Annotated in this window: 20 protein-coding genes; 9 read left to right on the plus strand and 11 right to left on the minus strand. The window is 69.7% G+C overall.

Going from position 1 to position 18,853, the window contains the following annotated elements; genetic code table 11:
* Positions 1-57: 57 nt before the first annotated feature.
* Positions 58-162, minus strand: coding sequence for a photosystem I reaction center subunit XII (psaM, locus tag KUG41_RS12535; RefSeq protein WP_035828799.1), 105 nt, complete (start codon positions 160-162; stop codon positions 58-60).
* Positions 163-253: 91 nt separating this feature from the next.
* On the opposite strand from psaM, the gene KUG41_RS12540 reads away from it, so the two are divergent.
* A complete protein-coding gene (locus tag KUG41_RS12540; RefSeq protein WP_216904525.1) occupies positions 254-739 on the plus strand; it encodes a CRR6 family NdhI maturation factor in 486 nt (161 codons plus the stop codon).
* Here KUG41_RS12540 and KUG41_RS12545 read toward each other — a convergent pair.
* Positions 700-1,512 (minus strand): sulfite exporter TauE/SafE family protein, encoded by an 813-nt coding sequence (locus tag KUG41_RS12545; protein ID WP_216904526.1) that lies wholly within the window; start codon positions 1,510-1,512, stop codon positions 700-702. The two genes, KUG41_RS12540 and KUG41_RS12545, sit on opposite strands and share 40 nt — an antisense overlap.
* A gap of 62 nt (positions 1,513-1,574) precedes the next feature.
* Between KUG41_RS12545 and KUG41_RS12550 the strand changes: the two genes are divergently transcribed.
* Positions 1,575-2,429 (plus strand): lipoate--protein ligase family protein, encoded by an 855-nt coding sequence (locus KUG41_RS12550; protein ID WP_216904528.1) that lies wholly within the window; start codon positions 1,575-1,577, stop codon positions 2,427-2,429.
* Here KUG41_RS12550 and KUG41_RS12555 read toward each other — a convergent pair.
* Entirely contained in the window at positions 2,363-3,667 is a 1,305-nt protein-coding gene (locus tag KUG41_RS12555) for a site-2 protease family protein (RefSeq protein WP_216904643.1), read from the minus strand. The genes KUG41_RS12550 and KUG41_RS12555 overlap by 67 nt on opposite strands.
* 95 nt (positions 3,668-3,762) lie before the next feature.
* Here KUG41_RS12555 and KUG41_RS12560 point away from each other — a divergent pair, with 95 nt between their 5' ends.
* The gene (locus KUG41_RS12560; protein ID WP_254217237.1) at positions 3,763-4,410 is read left to right on the plus strand and encodes a phosphoribosylanthranilate isomerase; all 648 of its coding nucleotides are present in this window, start codon (positions 3,763-3,765) and stop codon (positions 4,408-4,410) included.
* Between the two features lie 56 nt (positions 4,411-4,466).
* On the plus strand, positions 4,467-4,991 hold the full coding sequence (locus KUG41_RS12565) for a hypothetical protein (protein ID WP_216904530.1): 525 nt from the start codon (positions 4,467-4,469) through the stop codon (positions 4,989-4,991).
* 19 nt (positions 4,992-5,010) lie between these two features.
* Here the strand turns inward: KUG41_RS12565 and folE are convergent, their stop codons facing one another.
* From folE to KUG41_RS12595, 6 genes are all read right to left on the minus strand, one after another.
* A complete protein-coding gene (gene folE / locus KUG41_RS12570) occupies positions 5,011-5,754 on the minus strand; it encodes a GTP cyclohydrolase I (protein WP_216904531.1) in 744 nt (247 codons plus the stop codon).
* 8 nt (positions 5,755-5,762) lie between these two features.
* Entirely contained in the window at positions 5,763-6,473 is a 711-nt protein-coding gene (locus tag KUG41_RS12575) for an SDR family oxidoreductase (protein WP_216904532.1), read from the minus strand.
* 26 nt (positions 6,474-6,499) lie between these two features.
* A complete protein-coding gene (locus KUG41_RS12580; RefSeq protein WP_216904534.1) occupies positions 6,500-7,489 on the minus strand; it encodes an acetyl-CoA carboxylase carboxyltransferase subunit alpha in 990 nt (329 codons plus the stop codon).
* Positions 7,490-7,511: 22 nt separating this feature from the next.
* On the minus strand, positions 7,512-8,561 hold the full coding sequence (locus KUG41_RS12585) for a long-chain acyl-[acyl-carrier-protein] reductase (RefSeq protein ID WP_216904535.1): 1,050 nt from the start codon (positions 8,559-8,561) through the stop codon (positions 7,512-7,514).
* 83 nt (positions 8,562-8,644) lie between these two features.
* Positions 8,645-9,385, minus strand: a complete 741-nt coding sequence (locus tag KUG41_RS12590; protein WP_216904539.1) for an aldehyde oxygenase (deformylating) — start codon at positions 9,383-9,385, stop codon at positions 8,645-8,647.
* Positions 9,386-9,426: 41 nt separating this feature from the next.
* A complete protein-coding gene (locus tag KUG41_RS12595; RefSeq protein ID WP_216904540.1) occupies positions 9,427-10,257 on the minus strand; it encodes a creatininase family protein in 831 nt (276 codons plus the stop codon).
* Between the two features lie 71 nt (positions 10,258-10,328).
* Here KUG41_RS12595 and KUG41_RS12600 point away from each other — a divergent pair, with 71 nt between their 5' ends.
* The 4 genes from KUG41_RS12600 (at position 10,329) to KUG41_RS12615 (ending at position 13,803) form a co-directional block, all read left to right on the plus strand.
* The gene (locus tag KUG41_RS12600; RefSeq protein ID WP_216904541.1) at positions 10,329-11,594 is read left to right on the plus strand and encodes a S1 RNA-binding domain-containing protein; all 1,266 of its coding nucleotides are present in this window, start codon (positions 10,329-10,331) and stop codon (positions 11,592-11,594) included.
* On the plus strand, positions 11,591-12,475 hold the full coding sequence (locus tag KUG41_RS12605; protein WP_216904542.1) for a Tab2/Atab2 family RNA-binding protein: 885 nt from the start codon (positions 11,591-11,593) through the stop codon (positions 12,473-12,475). The genes KUG41_RS12600 and KUG41_RS12605 overlap by 4 nt, the downstream gene beginning before the upstream one ends.
* Entirely contained in the window at positions 12,468-13,274 is an 807-nt protein-coding gene (locus KUG41_RS12610; RefSeq protein ID WP_216904543.1) for a polyphenol oxidase family protein, read from the plus strand. Before KUG41_RS12605 ends, KUG41_RS12610 begins: the two co-directional genes overlap by 8 nt.
* A gap of 166 nt (positions 13,275-13,440) precedes the next feature.
* A complete protein-coding gene (locus KUG41_RS12615; protein WP_216904544.1) occupies positions 13,441-13,803 on the plus strand; it encodes an AbrB family transcriptional regulator in 363 nt (120 codons plus the stop codon).
* On the opposite strand, the gene KUG41_RS12620 is transcribed toward KUG41_RS12615, so the two are convergent.
* Entirely contained in the window at positions 13,742-15,445 is a 1,704-nt protein-coding gene (locus KUG41_RS12620) for an FAD-dependent oxidoreductase (RefSeq protein WP_216904545.1), read from the minus strand. The genes KUG41_RS12615 and KUG41_RS12620 overlap by 62 nt on opposite strands.
* Positions 15,446-15,677: 232 nt before the next feature.
* Here KUG41_RS12620 and KUG41_RS12625 point away from each other — a divergent pair, with 232 nt between their 5' ends.
* Positions 15,678-16,430 (plus strand): MBL fold metallo-hydrolase, encoded by a 753-nt coding sequence (locus KUG41_RS12625; protein ID WP_216904546.1) that lies wholly within the window; start codon positions 15,678-15,680, stop codon positions 16,428-16,430.
* On the opposite strand, the gene ppsA is transcribed toward KUG41_RS12625, so the two are convergent.
* Positions 16,409-18,853, minus strand: coding sequence for a phosphoenolpyruvate synthase (ppsA, locus tag KUG41_RS12630; protein ID WP_216904547.1), 2,445 nt, complete (start codon positions 18,851-18,853; stop codon positions 16,409-16,411). The genes KUG41_RS12625 and ppsA overlap by 22 nt on opposite strands.

Here is an 18,853-nt window from a genome sequence, read left to right on the forward strand (position 1 = left end):
GACCCCCCGCTTGTAGCAGCCTGCCCGCCCCTTGCCAAGGGAGCGAGGGGCGAGGCTTCAGGCTTTGTAGAGGCTGAAGCAGAGACGCACGGCCAGCACGCCGGCATGGGCGGCCACGACGAGGGCGATCAGCACTTCAGCCTGATTGATCGGAGTGACCATGTCCTTGGCGGGGAGGGGGGATTGACCGACCCATTCTTCGGCCATCGCCCGCTACGGTCCAGCCAGCGGCCCTGCCCTGTCACAGCTCTTGATGGCGCCTCCCTCCTGCTCCGAGCCCGTGAAGGTCTCCGCCGCCCAGGTGGGTGGGCTTGACCTGTCCCCCCTCGACCCTCTGGCGGGGCTGGCACCCGCCGAGCTGCTGAGCGCCGCCAGCGGCCTGGAGATCAGCTTCGACTGGGCCCGTCCGGCGGAGGATCCCCGCGAGCTGTCTGAGATTCCCGAGCTGCGTCTCTGGAGCCTGAGGGCCGATGCCCTTCACCCCTGGCTGCCCCTGGTGCTGGAGCGCAGCGGCGGTCAGCTCACCCGCCATGTGGCGATGCTGCTGCCCCACGGCTTCAGCCGCACGGAGGGGATCCGCTTCGCGCCGGAGAGCCTGGAGCTCTGGATCACCCATCGCCTCTTCCTCCTCGACCACTGGGCCGCTGCCGCCGGCATCGAATGTCGCGCCAACCTGGGGCAGATGGCCGCCGTGCTGGGTTATGAGCTTGATCCGGGCTTCTGGAGCGGCATGGCCTGAGCGTCGAGCCACAGGCCCAGGGCGCGGCGACCGCTGTCCAGGGCCAGCACCAGGGTGACGGTCCGCAGCATCCACACCAGCCGTGCCTCCGGGACCCGCTCCAGCCTGGCCGCGGACCACTGGGCCGCCACGGCAGCGGTGCCGCCCAGCACCAGCCCGATCAGGCCATTCGCCCGGCCGTCAGCCAGGAAGGCCACCGAGGCGCTGCAGGAGGAGGCCAGCACGGCCAGGGTGCTGTAGCGGATCGCCCCGTGGACCGGCATCCCCAGCACCCGCACCAGCACGGGAACCAGCACCAGACCCCCTCCCACCCCCAGCAGCCCGGCGGCGATCCCGGCCAGCGCCCCCACCAGGCCCAGGGCGACGGCGGGGGGCTCCCTGTCGGCTGCCTCCCGGTCCAGGGTTCTGCCGGGTCTGATCAATCCGGTGAGCAGGGCATAGAGCAGGGCCTGCAGGCCCAGCAGCTGCCAGCCGGCCAGACCCTGGCCCAGACGGCTGAACAGACCGGCTGTGAGGGCGGCGCCGGCGCTGATCGCCACGCCGCCCGACCAGGTCAGCCGGCCGCTGCGGACATGGGCGATCGTGCCCCCGAGGGTGGTGGGCACGATCGCCAGGGTGCTGGTGGCCAGGGCCTGGTGGGGCGCCAGACCCAGCAGCAGCAGCAGGGGGGAGAAAATCAGCCCGCCGCCGATCCCGAGCAGTCCGGAGAGGAGACCGGCCAGCAGCCCAAGGGGCAGCAGGGGCAGCAGACTCCAGATCAGGGTCGATGCCATCGACTGGCCCGGCAGGACCCATGACAGCGCCAGCCTCCCCATCCGTCCAGCCAGCGGCACCGATGCGCTGGATCCCCTCCTGCTGCCTCGGTGGTGCCTGGCAGATGGCCATCGATGCCTGGTTGCTGGAACGGCTGGCGGCCGCCGCTGACCCTGCGGCCTCGATCGTGCCGGCCGCCGCTTTCCGCCTCTACCGCTGGTCACGGCCCACCCTCTCCCTGGGCTGGCACCAGCAGCGGCTGGAGCCCCACTGGTGGGATCTGGTCCGGCAGGGACGGATCGACCTGGTGCGCCGGCCCAGCGGAGGCCGGGCCGTGCTCCACGGCGCTGACCTCACCTATGCCCTCGTCCTGCCCGGGCTGGGCGGACGCCGTTCCGAGATCTATGACCGCGCCCTCCGCTGGTTGGTTGAGGCGTTCGCGGCCCTAGGTCAGCCCCTGCGCAGCGGCCGTCAGGCCGCCAGCCCGCAGCGCAGCAGCTGCTTCGCCACCGGCACCGTCGCCGACCTGGTGCACGAGGGTGGTGCCAAGCGGGTGGGCAGCGCCCAGCTCTGGCGCGCAGGGCACCTGCTGCAGCACGGATCGATCCAGCTGGACCCCAGCCCCGACCTCTGGCGGGAGGTCTTCGATGCCGATCCCCCGACGCTCGAGCCCCTGCCCCTGGCCGGGGCGGAACTGGAGGCCCATCTGCGCCGCTCGGCCCTCCGCTGGCTGGCGCCGCTCGCCGGTGTCAATCCCGGCCCTGCACGGCTCTCCCAGATCCGGCCTGGCGAAGACCGGCGGGAGGGATGGTTCCAGGAACTGCCCCTGAGCGCCGCCGAACTGGCGGGGATCGCCCCCACCCTGGCCCGCTACCGGCCTGCCGGGTCGGTGAGTGCGGTCACGTCGCCGGAGCTGACCATGCCGCGGGCCACCTGACCGAGGGCCATCCCCAGGGGGTAACCGTTCTGACGGCGGGCAGCCGTGAGCAGATTGGCGGGGAGCTTCAGCCCCAGCTTCTTGAGAACGGCATCGCCCAGCTCGGGCCGTTCGACCGTGCCGCAGGGCAGCCCTGCGGCACTCAGCACCAGCAGCCGCTGATGGTTGCCGTCGTCGAGCTGAAGGGCCGCCTGCCACAGCGGCGCGCTTTCGCGGATGGTGGGCAGGCTGGCCAGGGGCTGGAGGTGGTCACCCACCGTTTCCCGGTCCCAGCACTGGACCGGCAGAGCCTGGAGGGGGCTGTCATCGATGACACCCTGCCAGCGACCCCGGTCGCAGACCAGCAGCCAGTCGGGGAGGGCATTGCCGTCAGCCTCGGAGGGGGGCGCTCCGTCAGCGCCTTCCCCGATCGGAGGGGCGGTGCCGAGGCGAAGACGGCTGAGCTGGCGCAGGCTGGTGTCGGCCTCCAGGACCCGGAAGCGCCTCTGGGCCACGTCCCTGACCTTGAGATCCTTGAGAGCCTGCTGAACGATCAGCATCTGCTTCTGGTTGCGTGCTGCCCCCAGGCCGAACCAGCCCAGCAGGATCAGCCAGGCGCCGCCGATGCCGCCACCCCGCAGCAGCAGCACCGTCCCCAGGCCCACGGCCAGCAGGGAGAGGAAGCGACCGGAGGCGTTGGCCACCTCCACGCCGCGGCGCTGGCTGCCGGAGAACTGCCACACCAGGGCCTTCACGATCAGGCCTCCATCCAGGGGCAGGCCGGGCAGCAGGTTGAACAGTCCCAGGACCATGTTCAGGGCACCCAGCTGCTCCACCACCTGGCCCAGGATGGGGGTGGCATGGCTGGCGGCGTGACTGGAGGCCAGCAGGCTGACACCCAGCACCAGGCTCACCGCCGGACCTGCCGCCGCCACCATCAGGGCGCCGCGGGCGGTGTCGCATTCCCGCTCCACGCTGGCCACTCCCCCCAGCAGGAACAGGGTGATGCTCTTCACCTTCACCCCCTGGCTGAGGGCCACCAGGGAGTGGCCCAGCTCATGCAGCAGGACGGAGACGAACAGGGCCAGGGCGGTGACCAGGGCCACGGCCCAAAGCCCCGCCGGCGCAAGCTGGTTGCCGAGCGTGAGGGCGTACTGCTGCTGAAAGGCCAGGGTGGCCACCAGCAGGATCACGAACCAGCTGGGATGAATGCGCAGGGGAATGCCGCGGATCGTCAGCAGTTGCCAGCCTTCTCCCACGGCCACCGTCCCAGCAGGTTTCCGGCCCAGGGCCGGAACGTTCCCTCCCATCCTAGAAAGGTGACCCTGCGGTCCCGGTTCTGGATTCCCCTCCATTGCTCAAGATCTGCGGTCTGAGGGAGCCGGACCAGGCCGCCGCGATCGCGGCCCTTGGGGTCGATGCCATCGGCGTGATCGCCGTGCCCGCCTCTCCGCGCTTCCTGTCGCCGCCCCAGCGGCCCGAGCTGTTCGCTGCGATGGCGGCGGCAGGGTCTGGCTGCTCCGGCGTGCTGGTGGTGGCCGATCCCACCGACGCGCAACTTGAGGAGCTGGACGGTGCGAGGGGCCACGCGGTAGTGCAGCTCCATGGCGATGAGAGCGTGGAGCGTTGCCGCGAGCTGGGTCAGCGGCTCGACGTCCGCCTCTGGAAGGCCCTGCGGGTGCGCAGCCCCGCGGATCTGGAGCAGGCGGCCGCCTACGCCGGAGTGGTGGAGGCCCTGCTGCTCGATGCCTGGGTGCCCGGTCAGCTGGGGGGCACGGGCCACCGGATCCCGACGGAGTGGCTCGTGGGCTTCCGCCCGCCGATCCCCTGGTGGCTGGCCGGAGGGGTGGGTCCTGAGACGGCGGGCGACCTGCTGGCCCTGCTTCGCCCCGATGGCCTCGATGCCTCCAGTGCGGTGGAGCGGAGTCCGGGCTTCAAGGATCTGGCGCGGGTCGCGGCCCTGGTGGCGACGGTGCGTGGATCGATCTGCGCCGCCGGTTGATTGGCGTTTGGCCCTGGCGGGGCCAGGATCGGTGCGCTCACCGTCATCTTCCCCCCTTGGCCTTTCTCCCTCGCGTCCCAGGCCTTCCCCTGGCTCTGACCCTGCTGCTGGCCGGGACAGGAGCTGGAGGCCTGCGGGCCCAGGATCTGGTGGGCTGTCAGCTGGTAGGGGCCACGTTGCAGTGCGTTCCTGGGGTCACGGCGGATCCCCAGCAGCAGATCCGCATCCTGCGTCAGGAGATCGCCGGGGATCAACAGCTGGAGGGCGCGGTGGAGCAGGGGGTGGAGGGACTCGACAACCTGGTGCTGAAGGGGGAAGCGCGCCAGGGTGCTCTGCTGGAGGCGACCGCCTCCGCCGAGGGTCTGGCGGCCCTGCCCCCCGGTGCCTTCCACTGGTACCGCCTGGCTCCGGGCCGGCGCCACTGGCAGCTGATCCAGGGGGCCAGCGGACCCAGCTACCCCCTCACATCCGCCGACGTGGCCTACAAGCTGATGGTGGTGGTGGCCGTGCCGACCGGCGCCGGCAGCCAGCGCAGCGCCTCCCAGGTGGTGGGGCCGATCATGGCCACACCGGGCCTCTGATCGGCGCGGGGGCAATGCCTCAGGTGCTCAGCACGGACTCCTGCTGGCGGACCAGCTCGAAGAACTCCTGCTTCAGGCTGGGGTCGTGGCGGAAATCGCCGCGCACCACTGAGTTGACCATGCTGGTCTGGGGCTCTTTCACCCCGCGCCATTTCATGCAGTAGTGCTGGGCTTTGACCAGGATGGCCAGGCCGAGGGGCTGGCAGAGCCGCTCGATCTCGTCGGCCAGGATGATCACGGCTTCTTCCTGGATGTGGGGACGGGAGAAGACCCAGTCGGCTACACGGGAGAATTTGGAGAGACCGATGACCCGCTCGCCGGGTTTGATCCCGATCCAGCAGTTGCCGAGGATCGGAACCAGGTGGTGAGAGCAGGCGGAGCGGATGGAAATGGGCCCCACGGTATAGATCTCATCCAACTGCTTCACGTTGGGGAAGCTGGCGATCTTGGGCTGCTCGTGATAGCGGCCCTTGAACACCTCATGGAGGTACATCTTGGCGACCCGCTCGGCCGTCTCTTCGGTGTTGTGATCATTTTCGATATCGATCACCAGGCTTCTCAGAAGCTCGCGGACCTTGCCGGCCACCTCGATCTCCAGCTGGTCGAGCTCCCCGTCGCGCAGGTGATCGGAGATGTTGTCGTTGGCCAGGAACGGAACTCCCTCCTTCTGCAGGCGCTCGCGAATCCGCACGCTGATGGGAAGGGGCGTCGTGACGGGCGCGGCCTGTCGGGCGCTGAGCCCATGGGGGAGGGTGGATGTCATAGGGGGGTTCAGAAAGCTCCGGCGGCCGGCATCAGGGTCAGGTCTTCGACCGTCTGTGTGGTGGGTTGGCGCGCGAGGTAAAGCAGGGTTTCAGCCACCTGCTCGGCTGAAAGCATGGCATGTCGGTCGAAGGAACTGTGGACGGTTTCACTGTCCCAGAGTGGCGTATTCACCGCACCCAGGGTGAGGGTGCTCACCCGTATGCCGGCGGCCCGCTCCTCTGCCTCGAGGCAGCGGCTGAAGGAGGCCAGGGCGGCCTTGCTGACGCAGTAGGCCCCCCAGTCGGGAAAGGCATGGCGGGCGGCATGGCTGCTGACATTGATGATCCTTCCGCCGCCCGCCTGCCGCAGCCGGGGCAGCACCGCGGCGCAGACCTGAAAGACACTGGTGAGGTTCAGCTGCAGCAGCCACTGCCAGCGTTCGAGGGGCATCTCCGCCAGGGGACCGGTCCAGGCGGCGCCGGCGTTGTTGATCACCACCCCGGGGACCGGCCCCCGGCTCAGCAGATCCTCCAGTCCGGGGCCGATGAGGTCGGGACGGGTCAGATCGAGCCCCAGGGTCTCCACGCGTCGGCCGGTGGCCCGGAGCTCTGTGGCGAGTCCGTCGAGATCCTGGCTGGGGCGGGCCACCAGCAGCAGGTCAAGGCCTTCGGCGGCAAACCGGCGGGAGGTGGCGGCACCGATGCCTCTGGAGGCGCCGGTGATCAGGGCGGCGGGCAACGGCTGATGCGGCAGGGGGCCAAACCCTACGGCGCTAGAGCGTGATCCGCTGCCGCCCCCTCCAGGACCTGGCCCATGCTTCGGAACTTGGCGTAGCGGGCCTCGATCCGTTCGCTCTCGGTGAGGGTCTGCAGTTCGTCCAGGTGGCTCAGCAGGGCCTGGCGAAGCGTTTCTGCAGCCTGGATCGGAGCCCAGTGGTTGCCCCCGGAGGGTTCCTTCAGCAGGGCATCCACCAGGCCAAGCTGCAGCAGATCGGCCCCTGTGATGCGGAGGGCCTCCGCAGCGGCGGGGGCCTTGGCGGCGTCGCGCCAGAGGATCGAGGCACAGGCTTCCGGGCTGGCCACGGTGTAGACGCTGTGCTCGAACATGAGCAGCCGGTCGGCAACGCCGATGCCCAGGGCGCCACCGGATCCCCCTTCACCGATGACCACGGCGATGATGGGCACCCGCAGCCGGAACATCTCGCGCAGATTCACGGCGATCGCCTCCCCCTGGCCCTGCTCCTCCGCCGCGACCCCGGCATAGGCGCCGGGGGTGTCGATGAAACTGAGGATCGGCAGGCGGAAGCGATCGGCGTGCTCCATCAGCCGCAGGGCCTTGCGGTAGCCGCCGGGGGAGGCCATGCCGAAGTTGCGGGCCACGTTCTCCTTCATGTCCCGCCCTTTCTGGTGGCCGAGCAGCAGCACGGGCTGGTCACCGATGCGCCCGACACCGCCCACCAGGGCACGGTCGTCGTTGCCGCGGCGGTCGCCGTGGAGTTCGATCCATTCGTCGCTGATCACCTGGATGTAATCCAGGGTGCTGGGCCGCTGGGGGTGGCGGGCCACCTGAATTTTCTGGGCCGGTGTGAGGGAGCTGAAGATCTCCTCGCGGCGGCGGGTGGCGAGGGTTTCCAGCTGCAGCAACTGCTGACTGACGTCCACCTCGGAATCACGGGCCAGCTGGCGGATCTGCTCGATCTGCTCCTCGAGTTCCACGAGGGGTTTCTCGAAATCCAGGAGGGCGCGTCTGGCCATGGTCTTTCGGTCGTGGGAGGACTCAGGCGGAGGTGAGGCTGGGAATCGGGGCCGGACTCTCCAGGCCCAGGGCCCGGAACCCGTGGCGCAACGAAGCGGCGCCGATCAGGTCCATCTTCTCCAGGGTGATGTTGTTGCGACCCCAGCTGAAATTGGTGTGCAGGCCTTCGAACTCCAGGAGCATGGCTTCGGCGAAGCAGGCGAACATCTGACGCTGGGGATTGGCCATCTCGGCCGCTTCCATCATCTGCCAGCCGATGTCGGAGGCGAACTCCACGATGCCACCTTTCAACACATGGATGCCCTCGCCGGCCGCCCTGGTGTCCAGGTTCTTGGGATAGCCGCCATCGATCATCAGGCAGGGGCGGTGCAGCCGCTGGGGATCGATCGTGCTGGCCTGGGCCAGACTGGCCACCCACACCACCACATCCGCTTCCTCCAGCGCCTCTTCCAGGGAGAGGATGCGGCCGCCGCCCAGGTCGGCCTGCAGATCGGTCAGGGGTTGGGGACGGCGGGCCACCAGAAGCAGTTCCGCCACGCCGGTGCGCTGGGAGAGCCAGCGGCAGACGGCGCTGCCGATATCGCCGGTGGCGCCCACCACAGCCACCCGGGCCCGGCGCAGATCGACGCCGAGCCGGGGGGCGTTCTCCTCCACCTGGCGGCAGATCACCCAGGCCGTGTGGGTGTTGCCGGTGGTGAAGCGCTGCCACTCCAGGGTGGTGGCGCGCACCTGCTGTTCCCTGAGCAGCTTGAAATCCTCGAAGATGATCGAGGTGAAGCCCCCGAGGGCGGTGATGTCAATGCCGTTCTTCTGCGCCAGTTCCATGGCGTTGAGCACTTTGCGCTTGGCCGTCTTGAAGCGACTCAGCATTTCGGGCACGAACACCGAATCGATGTAGGCCCCTTCGATGCGCTTACCCGTGGGGCTGGTGAGGCTGATCCTCTCCACCAGCTGGGGAGGAGCACTGCACCACATGGCCAGATCGCCTTCCGCATAGTCCTCGAAACCGAGGCTCCGGGCCAGCTGACGGGCCGACTCGAAGCTGGTGGAATGACCGATCAGGCCGAACATGCAGGAAGAAGAACGCGGCGGCGAGGGGGGAGAGCCGGATGTCGCCGACGCTACATCCTCCCAGGGTGGACGTCAGGAGAGGGTCAGCCGATCAGGGCCGCAGCCGCCATACGGGCGATTTCCCTCGGGGTGAAGCCGATGTCGGTGAGGGCGTCCTGGTAGGCGATCAGGAAATCCTCGATCAGATCCTCCTTCTCCATGTGAAGCACGGCAGCGTCGGCGGCCACCCGATCCAGCATGCGGCGCACGTGGGGAAGGTTCTCCCGGTTGGCCTGTTCCAGCTCGGCGCGGGATTCCTCCAGATGGGCCTTGAGCCATACCTGACCGTAGTTGAGGTGGGTGTATTCGTCTTTCACCACCCCTTCGGTGATCCTGCGGGCGAAGGGATCCGCCACGGGAATGTAGATGTGGTAGGCCGAGATGGCGAAGGCTTCGATCAGCAGGGCCTGGATCAGCAGGCAGGTGACCACCTTGCCCTCCGTCAGAGCGGCCTGAAAGTTGTTGCGGAGGGGGGAGAAGAACTCCTGGGCGAACGGCATGTCGGCGACGACACCGAGGTTGTTGCCGCAGGCGGTGAATCCCTTCATGTGCTTGATCTCCATCCGGGCCAGGCGAGCCAGCTCCTCGGCCTGGTCGGGAAGCAGGGTCCCCAGCGACATGTAGTTGTCATGGGCCTCCTGCTCGCCCTCGATCACGATCGCGTTGATGCGGCTGTAGGCGTCCTTGTAGGCGTCCGTGGTGAAGTCGGGCAGGTCGCTTCCCTCGACCGGGCCCGTGGGATCCAGCGATGAATCGGCGGACTTGGTGGTTTCGAGGGTGGGCATGGGAACCACGTCGGTGTTGATTCGAGGAACTCTAGTCACGGTCAGCCACCCGTCGATGGCCAGGCGCTGCGCATCAGGGCGTCCAGACGTCGCTCCCAGCCGCCCACCAGCCGCTGGAACAGCTGGCGGCCCAGCTCGGCGCTGGCCCCGGTGGGATCGCCGATCACGCCGCTGGCGCTCAGCTCGCCGGTGAGCCAGCTGCAGGGGCAGGCCCCCTCCAGGCTCCAGCCTTCGGGCGGGATCCCGGACGCAGCCTCAGCGTGGCCCCCATGACCCCCGGCGCCGGGACCATCGGGGCCGGGCAGGGCACCGGCCATGGTGGGCTCGAGAAACAGCATCAGACTCGTCTCGGCCAGGCCGGCGTGGAGCCCCTCACTGCGTTCCGGTTCGGGGATCAGGGCTCCGAGGTCGTCGGCGCCGCGCCAGAGGAAGCAGGGCAGCACGGCCAGGCGGGGTTCGAACAGCCGCAGTTCCCGCGCCGCGGCCTCCAGCAGGCCGATCTGGCCGCCGTGGGCGTTGAGAAGCACCAGTCGTTGGAACCCCGCCGCCGCGATCCCCCTGCCGACGGAACGCACCAGGTCGATCAGCAGGTCGGCGGGCAGGCTGAGCGTGCCGGGGAAGCCCAGATGCTCGGGGGAGAAGCCGATGCTCTGCACCGGCAGGCGCCAGATCGGCAGGTCGGGGTCGAGCTGCGCCAGCACGGCGTCCGCCACCCGGTCGGCGAACAGGGCATCGGTCTCCAGGGGCAGCAGGGGGCCGTGCTGCTCGATGGCGCCCAGGGGCCACAGCACCGTGCTCCCCGGCCGGGAGGCCTGATCACGCAGCTCGGGCCAGCTGAGGCTGGCGAGGTGGCGGTCGCGGCGGAGGGCCATCGGCTGGGGGAGGCCGGGCCTCCGGGGGGGATTCGTACAGTGTGGAGCCCCGTGCTTCGCTGAGGACCTCGATGGCAGGAACCGGCAACTCCGCGCCGCGCCAGCCCAGGAACCCCGCCCAGCGCCCGGTGTCGCCGGCGACGGGTTCCGGGACGGCCCCTGCGCCCCTGCGCAAGCCCCCCCAGGTGCTGATGATCAAGAAGGAGGAGGAGGTGGCTGCCGAGACACTCCCCGCTCCCGCCGCTTCGAGCTCCGCTGGTGCTGCCGCCCCCCCCGAGCGCCCCGCGCCTGTTCCAGCGGACGGGGACCGCTTCGATCCGGATGGGCTGGAGGGCCTCACCATGGCCGACCTGCTCGGCCCTGCTCCAGGGCGGGGCGGCCGCACGTCAGGCGCCCCGTCCGCCGCCGCCGGAACGGCCTCGGCCGCTGCCTCCGCCCGCACCGTCGACGACTTCGATTTCGATGAGGAGGCCTTCCTCGCCGCCCTCGACGAGAACGCCCCGGTCGGCACCACCGGAGAGGTGGTGCAGGGGGTGGTGATCGGTCTGGAGAGCGACGGCGTCTACGTGGACATCGGCGGCAAGGCCCCCGGTTTCATGCCCAAGAGCGAATGCGGCCTGGGGGTCATCACCAACCTCAAGGAGCGTTTCCCCAAGGGGCTGCCCATTGAGGTGCTCGTCACCCGGGAGCAGAACGCCGACGGCATGGTCACCATCAGCGCCCGGGCCCTGGCTCTGCGCCAGAGCTGGGAGAAGGTGCGCCAGCTGGAGAAGGACGGCAAGGCGGTGCAGGTCAGGGTGAACGGGTTCAACCGTGGCGGTGTCACCTGCGATCTGGAGGGACTGCGGGGGTTCATCCCCCGTTCCCAGCTCAACGAGGGCGAGAACCATGAGGCCCTGGTCGGCCAGACCCTGGGGGTCGCCTTCCTGGAGGTGAATCCCGAAACCCGCAAACTGGTGCTCTCCGAGAAACGGGCCGCCACCGCCGCCCGCTTCGCCACCCTGGAGGTGGGCCAGCTGGTGGAGGGCCAGGTGGTGTCGATCAAGCCCTATGGCTTCTTCGTCGACCTGGGCGGCGTCAGCGGTCTGCTGCATCACTCCTGCATCACCGGCGGCGCCCTGCGCGATCTGCGCGAGGCCTTCCAGCAGGGCGAGCACCTCAAGGCCCTGATCACCTCCATCGATCCCGCCCGCGGGCGCATCGCCCTCAACACCGCCCTGCTGGAGGGGCCTCCCGGTGAACTGCTGATCGCCAAGGAGACCGTGATGGCCGAAGCCGCCGACCGGGCCCACCGGGCCCGCGCGCTCCTGCGTCAGCAGGAACAGGACGCGGGATGAGCGCAGCGATGCAGGTGGCGGGCCCCGACTGGGAGCTCGACTACTACTCCAGGCCGATCCTGGAGGCTGATGGTAAAAAACGCTGGGAACTGCTGATCTGCTCCACCGCCACGTCCCAGGCCCCGGCGGTCCCGTTCCGCTGGGTCAGGGACTGTCCGGCGTCCAGCGTCAATTCCCAGTGGCTGCGGGGGGCCATCGAAGCGGCCCTGGAAGCCAGCGCCGAACAGGGCTACGGACCGCCGCGGCGGCTGCGCTGCTGGCGGGGCTCGATGCGGACCATGGTGCAGCGGGCGGCGGAGGGCCTGGGGCTCGAGCTGGTGCCGAGCCGTCGCTGCTACGGACTGGTGGAGTGGCTGCAGGAACGGCAGATGAACGTCTACCCCCTGGAGCCCGGCTACATGGCCGGACCCCTGGCCCCCGCCCCCCAGCCGATCCCGCCGGTGGCGGTGCCCCTGCCGGAGGCGGCCCGGGGCGACAGCTGGAGCTGGGCCACCCTCAGCGCGGAGGCGTTGTCGGAAGCCGCCGGCTGGGAGATCGCCTTCCCCGGCCTGGTGGCCCTGCCTGCTCAGTTGGATCCCACCACCCCGGTGCCCGGCATCCGTCTGTTCAGCCGCCGGCGGGCCCTGGCCATCGCCGGCTGGCTGTCCGGCCTGGAGCCCGTGAGGCTCGAGGTCTGCTCCGGCCAGCTGGTGCTCGAGGCTGGCCTGGAGGATCGCTGGATCCTGGCGCGCCTGCCGGAGCAGGAAGCGCAGGCGGCAGCGGCGGCCCTGGCCCAGGCCCGGGAGCGGGCCGGCGGGCTGCAGTTCATCGCCATCCAGGCGAGCGAGGAGGCCCCGGCTCTCGACGGCTTCTGGCTGCTGCGGGACCTGCCGGATGGCTGAGGGTCTCGACCCGCCCTTCGACCGCACCGATGCGGGTTTCAACGACCTGCCCGGCTGGACCTGGGTAGGGACCTATGGCGGTCATTACCTGCAGTGCGATCTGCTGGCCGGCTTCGAGCACGGCTTCTTCACCCGCCGGTGGCAGGGCAGGGAACCGGATGAACTCGCCGGGGCGATCAGCGCCGGCATCAGCGTCCATCGCACCCGCCAGGTGCATGGAGCGACGGTGCTCGCCGCTGCCGCCGCAGCGACTCCCCCCTGGCCGGAGGCCGACGGCCTGCGCAGCGATGGGGGTGGCCAGAGTCTCTGGGTGTGCGGCGCTGACTGCACCCCGGTGCTGATCGCCGACCCTGCCACGGGTCGGGTGGCCGCCTGCCATGCCGGATGGCGGGGGGTGGCCGCCCGGATCGTGCCGGCGGCGATCGACGCCCTCGTGGCGGAGGGCGCCCGTCGTGATCGGTTGCTGGTGGCCCTCGGTCCGGCGGTGGATGGCTCCCGCTACCAGGTGCAGCGGTCGGTGACCCTGCAGGTGGCGGCCTCCCTGGGCTCCCTTGGGGACATCGAGGCCGCCCTGGCGGATCTGGAGGCCTGCGGAAGCCTGCTGCCGGATCCGCAGCCGGGCCGGGACCGGCTGGACATCCGCCGGGCCACGGTGTGGCAGCTGCGTCGGGAAGGCATCACGGTGGATCGGATGGCCCTCTGCCCGCTCTGCACGGTGGCCGAGCCGCTGCTGTTCCACTCGTGGCGCCGCGATGGGGTCAGGGCGGTGCAGTGGAGCGGGGTGGTTTCCCAGGCTTGATCAGTACGCAGCCCTTGATCAGTAGGCAGCCCAGAAATCGCTGGGGTTGGGATGAAGGTCGGATGAACTCCTTCTGTGAGAAAGGATTTAACGGGATAACCGACCAGCCGGAAGGTTGCCTGGGACACCACGGCGAGAGAAAATGCATTGGATGCAATTTTCAGACATGCTCACCGGTGCGGAACTACTGGCAAAGGTCAAAGAGATGGGAGAAGCGAGCAAATCCGATCTCGTCAGGGCCTGCGGCTACGTGACGTCCCGCAAGGATGGCGCTGAACGACTCAACTTCACCGCCTTCTACGAGGCACTTCTTCATGCCAAGGGCATGGATTTCTCTTCCGCTCCCCGCAGCGGCAAGGCCGGCCGCAAGCTCAGCTTCAGCACCAAGGTGCAGTTCAACGGCAACCTGATGGTGGGCCGGGCCTACACCGCCATGCTGGATCTCAAACCCGGCGATGAGTTCGAGATCAAGCTGGGGCGCAAGCAGATCCGTCTGACGCCGCTGGGTGCGGAGGACGAGGAAGGCTGAGCGCCACCGCTTCAGCCACCTTGATGCCATCGATCGCGGCTGAGAGGATCCCACCCGCATGGCCGGCCCCCTCCCCCGCCGGGAACAGGCCGGCGATGTTGGTGCTCTCGAACGTCACCGGGTTCCGCTGCAGCCGTAACGGCGAAGAGGTACGGGTCTCCACACCGGTCAGCAGGGCCCCCGCCATGGCGTAGCCCGGGATTCGCTGGGAGAACACCGGCAGCGCTTCCCGGATCGCCTCCAGGACGAAGTCCGGCAGACAGCCTTCAAGGCTGCCGAAGTGCAGGCCGGGCTGGTAGGAGCCAGCCACGGCGCCAGCAGGTGGCTCCTGGCTCGGTCGTCCGGCCAGGAAATCCTGCAGCCACTGGGCCGGAGCCCGGTAGTCGCCACCGCCGGCCAGGAAGGCCTGCCGTTCCCAGTGGCGCTGGAAGGCCATGCCGGCCAGGGGATCCCCCGGTTCCCGGCCGAAGGGTGCCAGGTCCTCTTCGCTCACGGGCACCACCAGTCCGCTGTTGGCATTGCGTTCCCGGCGGGAGTGCTGGCTCATGCCGTTGGTGACCACACAGCCTTCTTCGGAGGTGGCTCCCACGACCAGCCCCCCGGGACACATGCAGAAGCTGTAGACGCTGCGTCCCGTGGTGGCTTTTCCCGTGCAGTGGTGCACGAGTTTGTATTCCGCAGGGCCGAGCCGGGGGTGGCCGGCGGCCTCCCCCCAGCGGGCCCGGTCGACCAGGGCCTGGGGGTGCTCGATCCTCACACCCACCGCGAAGGGCTTCGGCGCCATCGCCACCCCCAGCTCCCGCAGCATGACGAAGCTGTCGCGGGCACTGTGGCCCGGCGCCAGCACCAGATGGCGGGTGGCGATGGTGCTGCCGTCGGCCAGCCGCACGCCGCGCACCTGTCGGTCAGGGTTTTCCTCCAGCAGCAGACCGACCACGTGCCGGCCGAAGCGCACCTCTCCTCCAAGGGCCTCGATCCGGGCCCGCAGGCCCCGCACCACCGTGGCCAGCTTGAAGGTGCCGATGTGGGGGTGGTGCAGGGTGAGGATCTCCGGATCGGCACCGGCTGCCACCAGTTCCTCAAGCACCTTGCGGATGTAGGTGGGGCTTTCGCTCACCTGGCTGTAGAGCTTGCCATCGGAGAACGTGCCGGCGCCCCCCTCGCCGAACTGGGCATTGGAGCCGGGATCGAAGCGGCGGCGGCCCTGCCAGAACCCGAAGGTGTCGGCCGTGCGTTCCTTCACGGCCTTGCCCCGCTCCAGCAACAGGGGCCGCCATCCCATCTGGGCGAGCAACAGGGCCGCGAAGTAACCGCAGGGGCCGGCGCCCACCACCACCGGCCGCTGCGCCTGTGCCGCCGGATCGGCCTGGGCCACGGGCCGGTAACGGGTGTCCGGGGTCGGCCGCAGATGGGGGTCGGTGCCGAAGCGCCGCAGCAGCCGGCGCCTCACGCCGGCATCCAGATCCAGGTCAAGGCAGTACACCAGGGCGATGGACCCCCGCCGTCGGGCGTCCACGCTGCGTTTCACCAGACGGTGGCCCCGCAGTTCCCCCGGGACCAGCCCCAACCGGCGCTGGATGGCCGCCTCCAGGTCGGCGGCGCTGTGATCGAGCGGCAGCTTCAGCTCGCTGAGGCGCAGCACGGCCGGGGCAGGCGGAGGTCTGATGGCGTTCTAGGGCACGGCGACGCGACGGGCGCCACGAATGTCCCCATCGGCAGGCCGTGTCCCACAGGAAGGATCCAGGTGGACGATGATGCAGGTTGCCGGGAAATGTTCCGATGGGTCTGGGTCACTGCCCCCTCTGCATGGGACTCGCTCTGCTCTGTGTCGTCCGCTGCAGCGCCCACGCCATGATGCTCCTGCGCCTGGCCTGATGATGCTTCGCACCACGTACCTGGGCGCCAACGGCTGGTGGTTGGCTTTCGGTGATCTGACGGTGCTGGTGGATCCCTGGTTGACCGGGGATCTGGTGTTTCCCCCCGGTCCCTGGCTGCTGCGGGGCCGACTCCTGGAGCCCTGCCCCCTTCCTGGGCCCCCCGACCTGCTGCTGCTCACCCAGGGTCTGCCGGATCACTGCCATCCCCCCAGCCTGCAGCTGCTCGACCGACGACTGCCGGTGGTGGGCTCCACCAGCGCGGTCACCCAGGTCCGGCGTCTGGGCTTCACGGCTGTCACGGCCCTGCGCCCCGGAGAGGTGCACCGGCACCGGGACCTGGAGATCACTGCCACCGCCGGCGCCGCAGTCCCCGTTGTGGAGAACGGCTACCTGCTCGATCACCCTTGCGGCCACCTCTACCTGGAACCCCACGGGTTCCTGGCCGAGGATCTGCCCGCCCGTCGCCTGGATGCGGTGATCACTCCGGTGGTCGATCTGGGCCTGCCCCTGGCGGGGGCGTTCGTGAAGGGCCGGCAGGTGCTGCCCAGGCTCCTGGAGCGCTTCGATCCGCTCACGGTGCTGGCGAGCACGGCGGGGGGGGAGGTGCAGTTCGACGGTCTGCTGAGCCGCGTGTTCCGCCAGGAGGGAAGTGTGCAGGAGGCGGCCGCCACCGTGGCCGCCTGCCGATCCGGGGAGTGCCGTCTGCTCGATCCGGTGCCCGGCACCGCCTACACCCCTGCGACCCGGTGAGCCGTCTCTGCCTCCATGGCGGCGATGGCGATTCGGGTGGGCACCACCGCATCGGGATTGAGGCTGATCGAGTCGATTCCCTCCTCCACCAGGAAGCGGGCGAAGTCGGGGTAGTCGCTGGGGGCCTGACCGCAGATGCCGATCTTGCGGCCACAGCGCCGGGCCGTGCGGATCGCCAGCCGGATCATCTCCTTCACCGCGGGATGCCGTTCGTCGAACAGTTCCGCCACCAGCGCCGAATCCCGATCCAGTCCCAGGGTCAGCTGGGTGAGGTCGTTGGAGCCGATCGAGAAGCCGTCGAAGCGCTCGGCGAAGGCCTCGGCGCCGATCACGTTGCTGGGCAGTTCGCACATCACGTACACCTCCAGGCCGTCCTGGCCCCGGACCAGCCCTTCAGCGGCCATGGCCTCCAGCACCCGGTCGCCCTCTTCCGGGGTGCGGCAGAAGGGAACCATGGGAATCACGTTGGTCAGACCCATGACCTCCCGGATCCGGCGCAGGGCTCGGCACTCAAGGGCGAAGGCGTCGCGGAAGGCGGGAGCGTAGTAGCGCGAGGCGCCGCGCCAGCCGATCATCGGGTTCTCCTCCACCGGCTCGAAGGCCCTGCCCCCCAGCAGGCGGGCATACTCGTTGCTCTTGAAATCGGAGAAACGCAGGATCACCGGCCGGGGATGGAAGGCCGCCGCGATCCGGGCCATGCCCTGGCTGAGCAGGTCGACGTAGTAGTCGGCCGGGGTGTCGTAGCCCTCCACCAGCTCGGCGATGGCCGCCCGCTCGGCTGAATCGGCCACCCGCTCCGGCTGCAGCAGCGCCATCGGATGCACCCGGATGTGGTTGGCGATGATGAACTCCAGCCGGGCCAGACCCACCCCGTCGCAGGGAATCGACGCCAGCTGAAAGGCCTCCTCGGGATTGCCCACGTTGATCAGGATCTTCGTGCGGGTGGCCGGCAGCTCGTCGATGGCCTGCTCCTCCATGTGGAATGGGAGTTTCCCCCGGTAGACGTGGCCCACGTCCCCCTCACAGCAGCTGAGGGTGATGGCTTCGCCGTCCCGGATGCGGCCGGTGCCGTCGGCGGTGCCGACGATCGCCGTCAGGCCCATCTCCCTGGCGATGATCGCCGCATGGCAGGTGCGACCGCCCTGGTCGGTGACCACGCCGCTGGCCTTCTTCAGGATCGGCTCCCAGTCGGGGTCGGTGCGGCGGGTCACCAGCAGGTCGCCGGCGGTGAAGCTGGCGATCGCGCTGGGGTCGCTGATCACCCGGGCGCGGCCGCTGCTCACCGAGGCGCCGATGGCCCGGCCGCGGGTGATCTCCTCCGCCTGGTGAGGCTCCAGGTGCCAGCTGCGCAGCACCGCCCCGCCGCGGCGGGATTCCACCGTTTCCGGTCGGGCCTGGAGGATGAACAGCTCGCCGCTGAGGCCGTCCTTGGCCCATTCGACGTCCATGGGGGTGGGCGTGCCCCGCCGTTCGCTGTAGTGGCGCTCGATCGCGCAGGCCCAGCGGGCCAGGGTGAGCGCCTCGGCGTCGCTGAGGGCGAAGCGCTTCCGCTCCTGGGCGGTCACCTCCTCGTTGCGAACGGCCCGACCATCGCCGCTGCCGGGATCGGCATAGACCATCCGCAGGGCCTTGCTCCCCAGCCGCCGGCTCAGGATCGGGGCGAAGCCCTGGGCCAGGGTGGGCTTGAAGATCAGCCATTCGTCGGGGTTCACCGCCCCCTGCACCACGTTCTCCCCGAGCCCGTAGGCGGCGGTGAGCAGCACCGCGTTCCGGAAGCCGGTCTCGGTGTCGATGCTGAACATGACACCGGAGCTGGCCAGGTCGGAGCGCACCATGCGCTGCACCCCGATCGAGAGGGCCACCTCCAGGTGATCGAAACCGTTCTGCTGCCGGTAGGCGATGGCCCGATCGGTGAACAGGGAGGCGAAGCAGCGGCGGCAGGCCTCCAGCAGCGCCGTCTCCCCCTCGATGTGGAGAAAGGTCTCCTGCTGGCCCGCGAAGCTGGCATTCGGCAGATCCTCGGCGGTGGCGCTGGAGCGCACCGCCACCGCGGCCGGCACCCCGGCGGCGGCCATCTCCGCCGCCAGTTCCCGGTAGGCCGTGAGGATGGCCTCCACCAGTGGCTTGGGCAGTGCCGCCCCGTTGAGCAGGTTCCGCGCCCCCTGGCCGGCCGCCTGCAGGGCCGCCAGATCGCCGCTGTCCAGCCCCTCGAGCAGCCCGGCCAGGGCCGGCCTGAGCCCGTTGGCGGCGATGAACAGGCGGTAGGCGGCGGCCGTGGTGGCGAACCCTCCGGGCACGTTCACGCCCGCGGGCTGCAGCCGTCGGATCATCTCCCCGAGGGAGGCGTTCTTGCCGCCCACCCGGGCGATGGCCTCAAGGCCCACCTGGGCCAGGGGAACGACGAGCTCTTCGCGGTTCTGCAT

It is taken from the genome of Synechococcus sp. CCY 9618, assembly GCF_019038415.1.
GTDB lineage: Bacteria > Cyanobacteriota > Cyanobacteriia > PCC-6307 > Cyanobiaceae > Cyanobium.

Coding starts and splice junctions, on each gene's coding strand:
- psaM (WP_035828799.1), bottom strand. CDS start 162: ATGGTCACTCCGATCAATCAGGCTGAAGTGCTGATCGCCCTCGTCGTG.
- KUG41_RS12540 (WP_216904525.1), top strand. CDS start 254: ATGGCGCCTCCCTCCTGCTCCGAGCCCGTGAAGGTCTCCGCCGCCCAG.
- KUG41_RS12545 (WP_216904526.1), bottom strand. CDS start 1,512: ATGGCATCGACCCTGATCTGGAGTCTGCTGCCCCTGCTGCCCCTTGGG.
- KUG41_RS12550 (WP_216904528.1), top strand. CDS start 1,575: ATGCGCTGGATCCCCTCCTGCTGCCTCGGTGGTGCCTGGCAGATGGCC.
- folE (WP_216904531.1), bottom strand. CDS start 5,754: ATGACATCCACCCTCCCCCATGGGCTCAGCGCCCGACAGGCCGCGCCC.
- KUG41_RS12580 (WP_216904534.1), bottom strand. CDS start 7,489: ATGGCCAGACGCGCCCTCCTGGATTTCGAGAAACCCCTCGTGGAACTC.
- KUG41_RS12585 (WP_216904535.1), bottom strand. CDS start 8,561: ATGTTCGGCCTGATCGGTCATTCCACCAGCTTCGAGTCGGCCCGTCAG.
- KUG41_RS12590 (WP_216904539.1), bottom strand. CDS start 9,385: ATGCCCACCCTCGAAACCACCAAGTCCGCCGATTCATCGCTGGATCCC.
- KUG41_RS12595 (WP_216904540.1), bottom strand. CDS start 10,257: ATGGCCCTCCGCCGCGACCGCCACCTCGCCAGCCTCAGCTGGCCCGAG.
- KUG41_RS12600 (WP_216904541.1), top strand. CDS start 10,329: ATGGCAGGAACCGGCAACTCCGCGCCGCGCCAGCCCAGGAACCCCGCC.
- KUG41_RS12605 (WP_216904542.1), top strand. CDS start 11,591: ATGAGCGCAGCGATGCAGGTGGCGGGCCCCGACTGGGAGCTCGACTAC.
- KUG41_RS12610 (WP_216904543.1), top strand. CDS start 12,468: ATGGCTGAGGGTCTCGACCCGCCCTTCGACCGCACCGATGCGGGTTTC.
- KUG41_RS12615 (WP_216904544.1), top strand. CDS start 13,441: ATGCTCACCGGTGCGGAACTACTGGCAAAGGTCAAAGAGATGGGAGAA.
- KUG41_RS12625 (WP_216904546.1), top strand. CDS start 15,678: ATGATGCTTCGCACCACGTACCTGGGCGCCAACGGCTGGTGGTTGGCT.
- ppsA (WP_216904547.1), bottom strand. CDS start 18,853: ATGCAGAACCGCGAAGAGCTCGTCGTTCCCCTGGCCCAGGTGGGCCTT.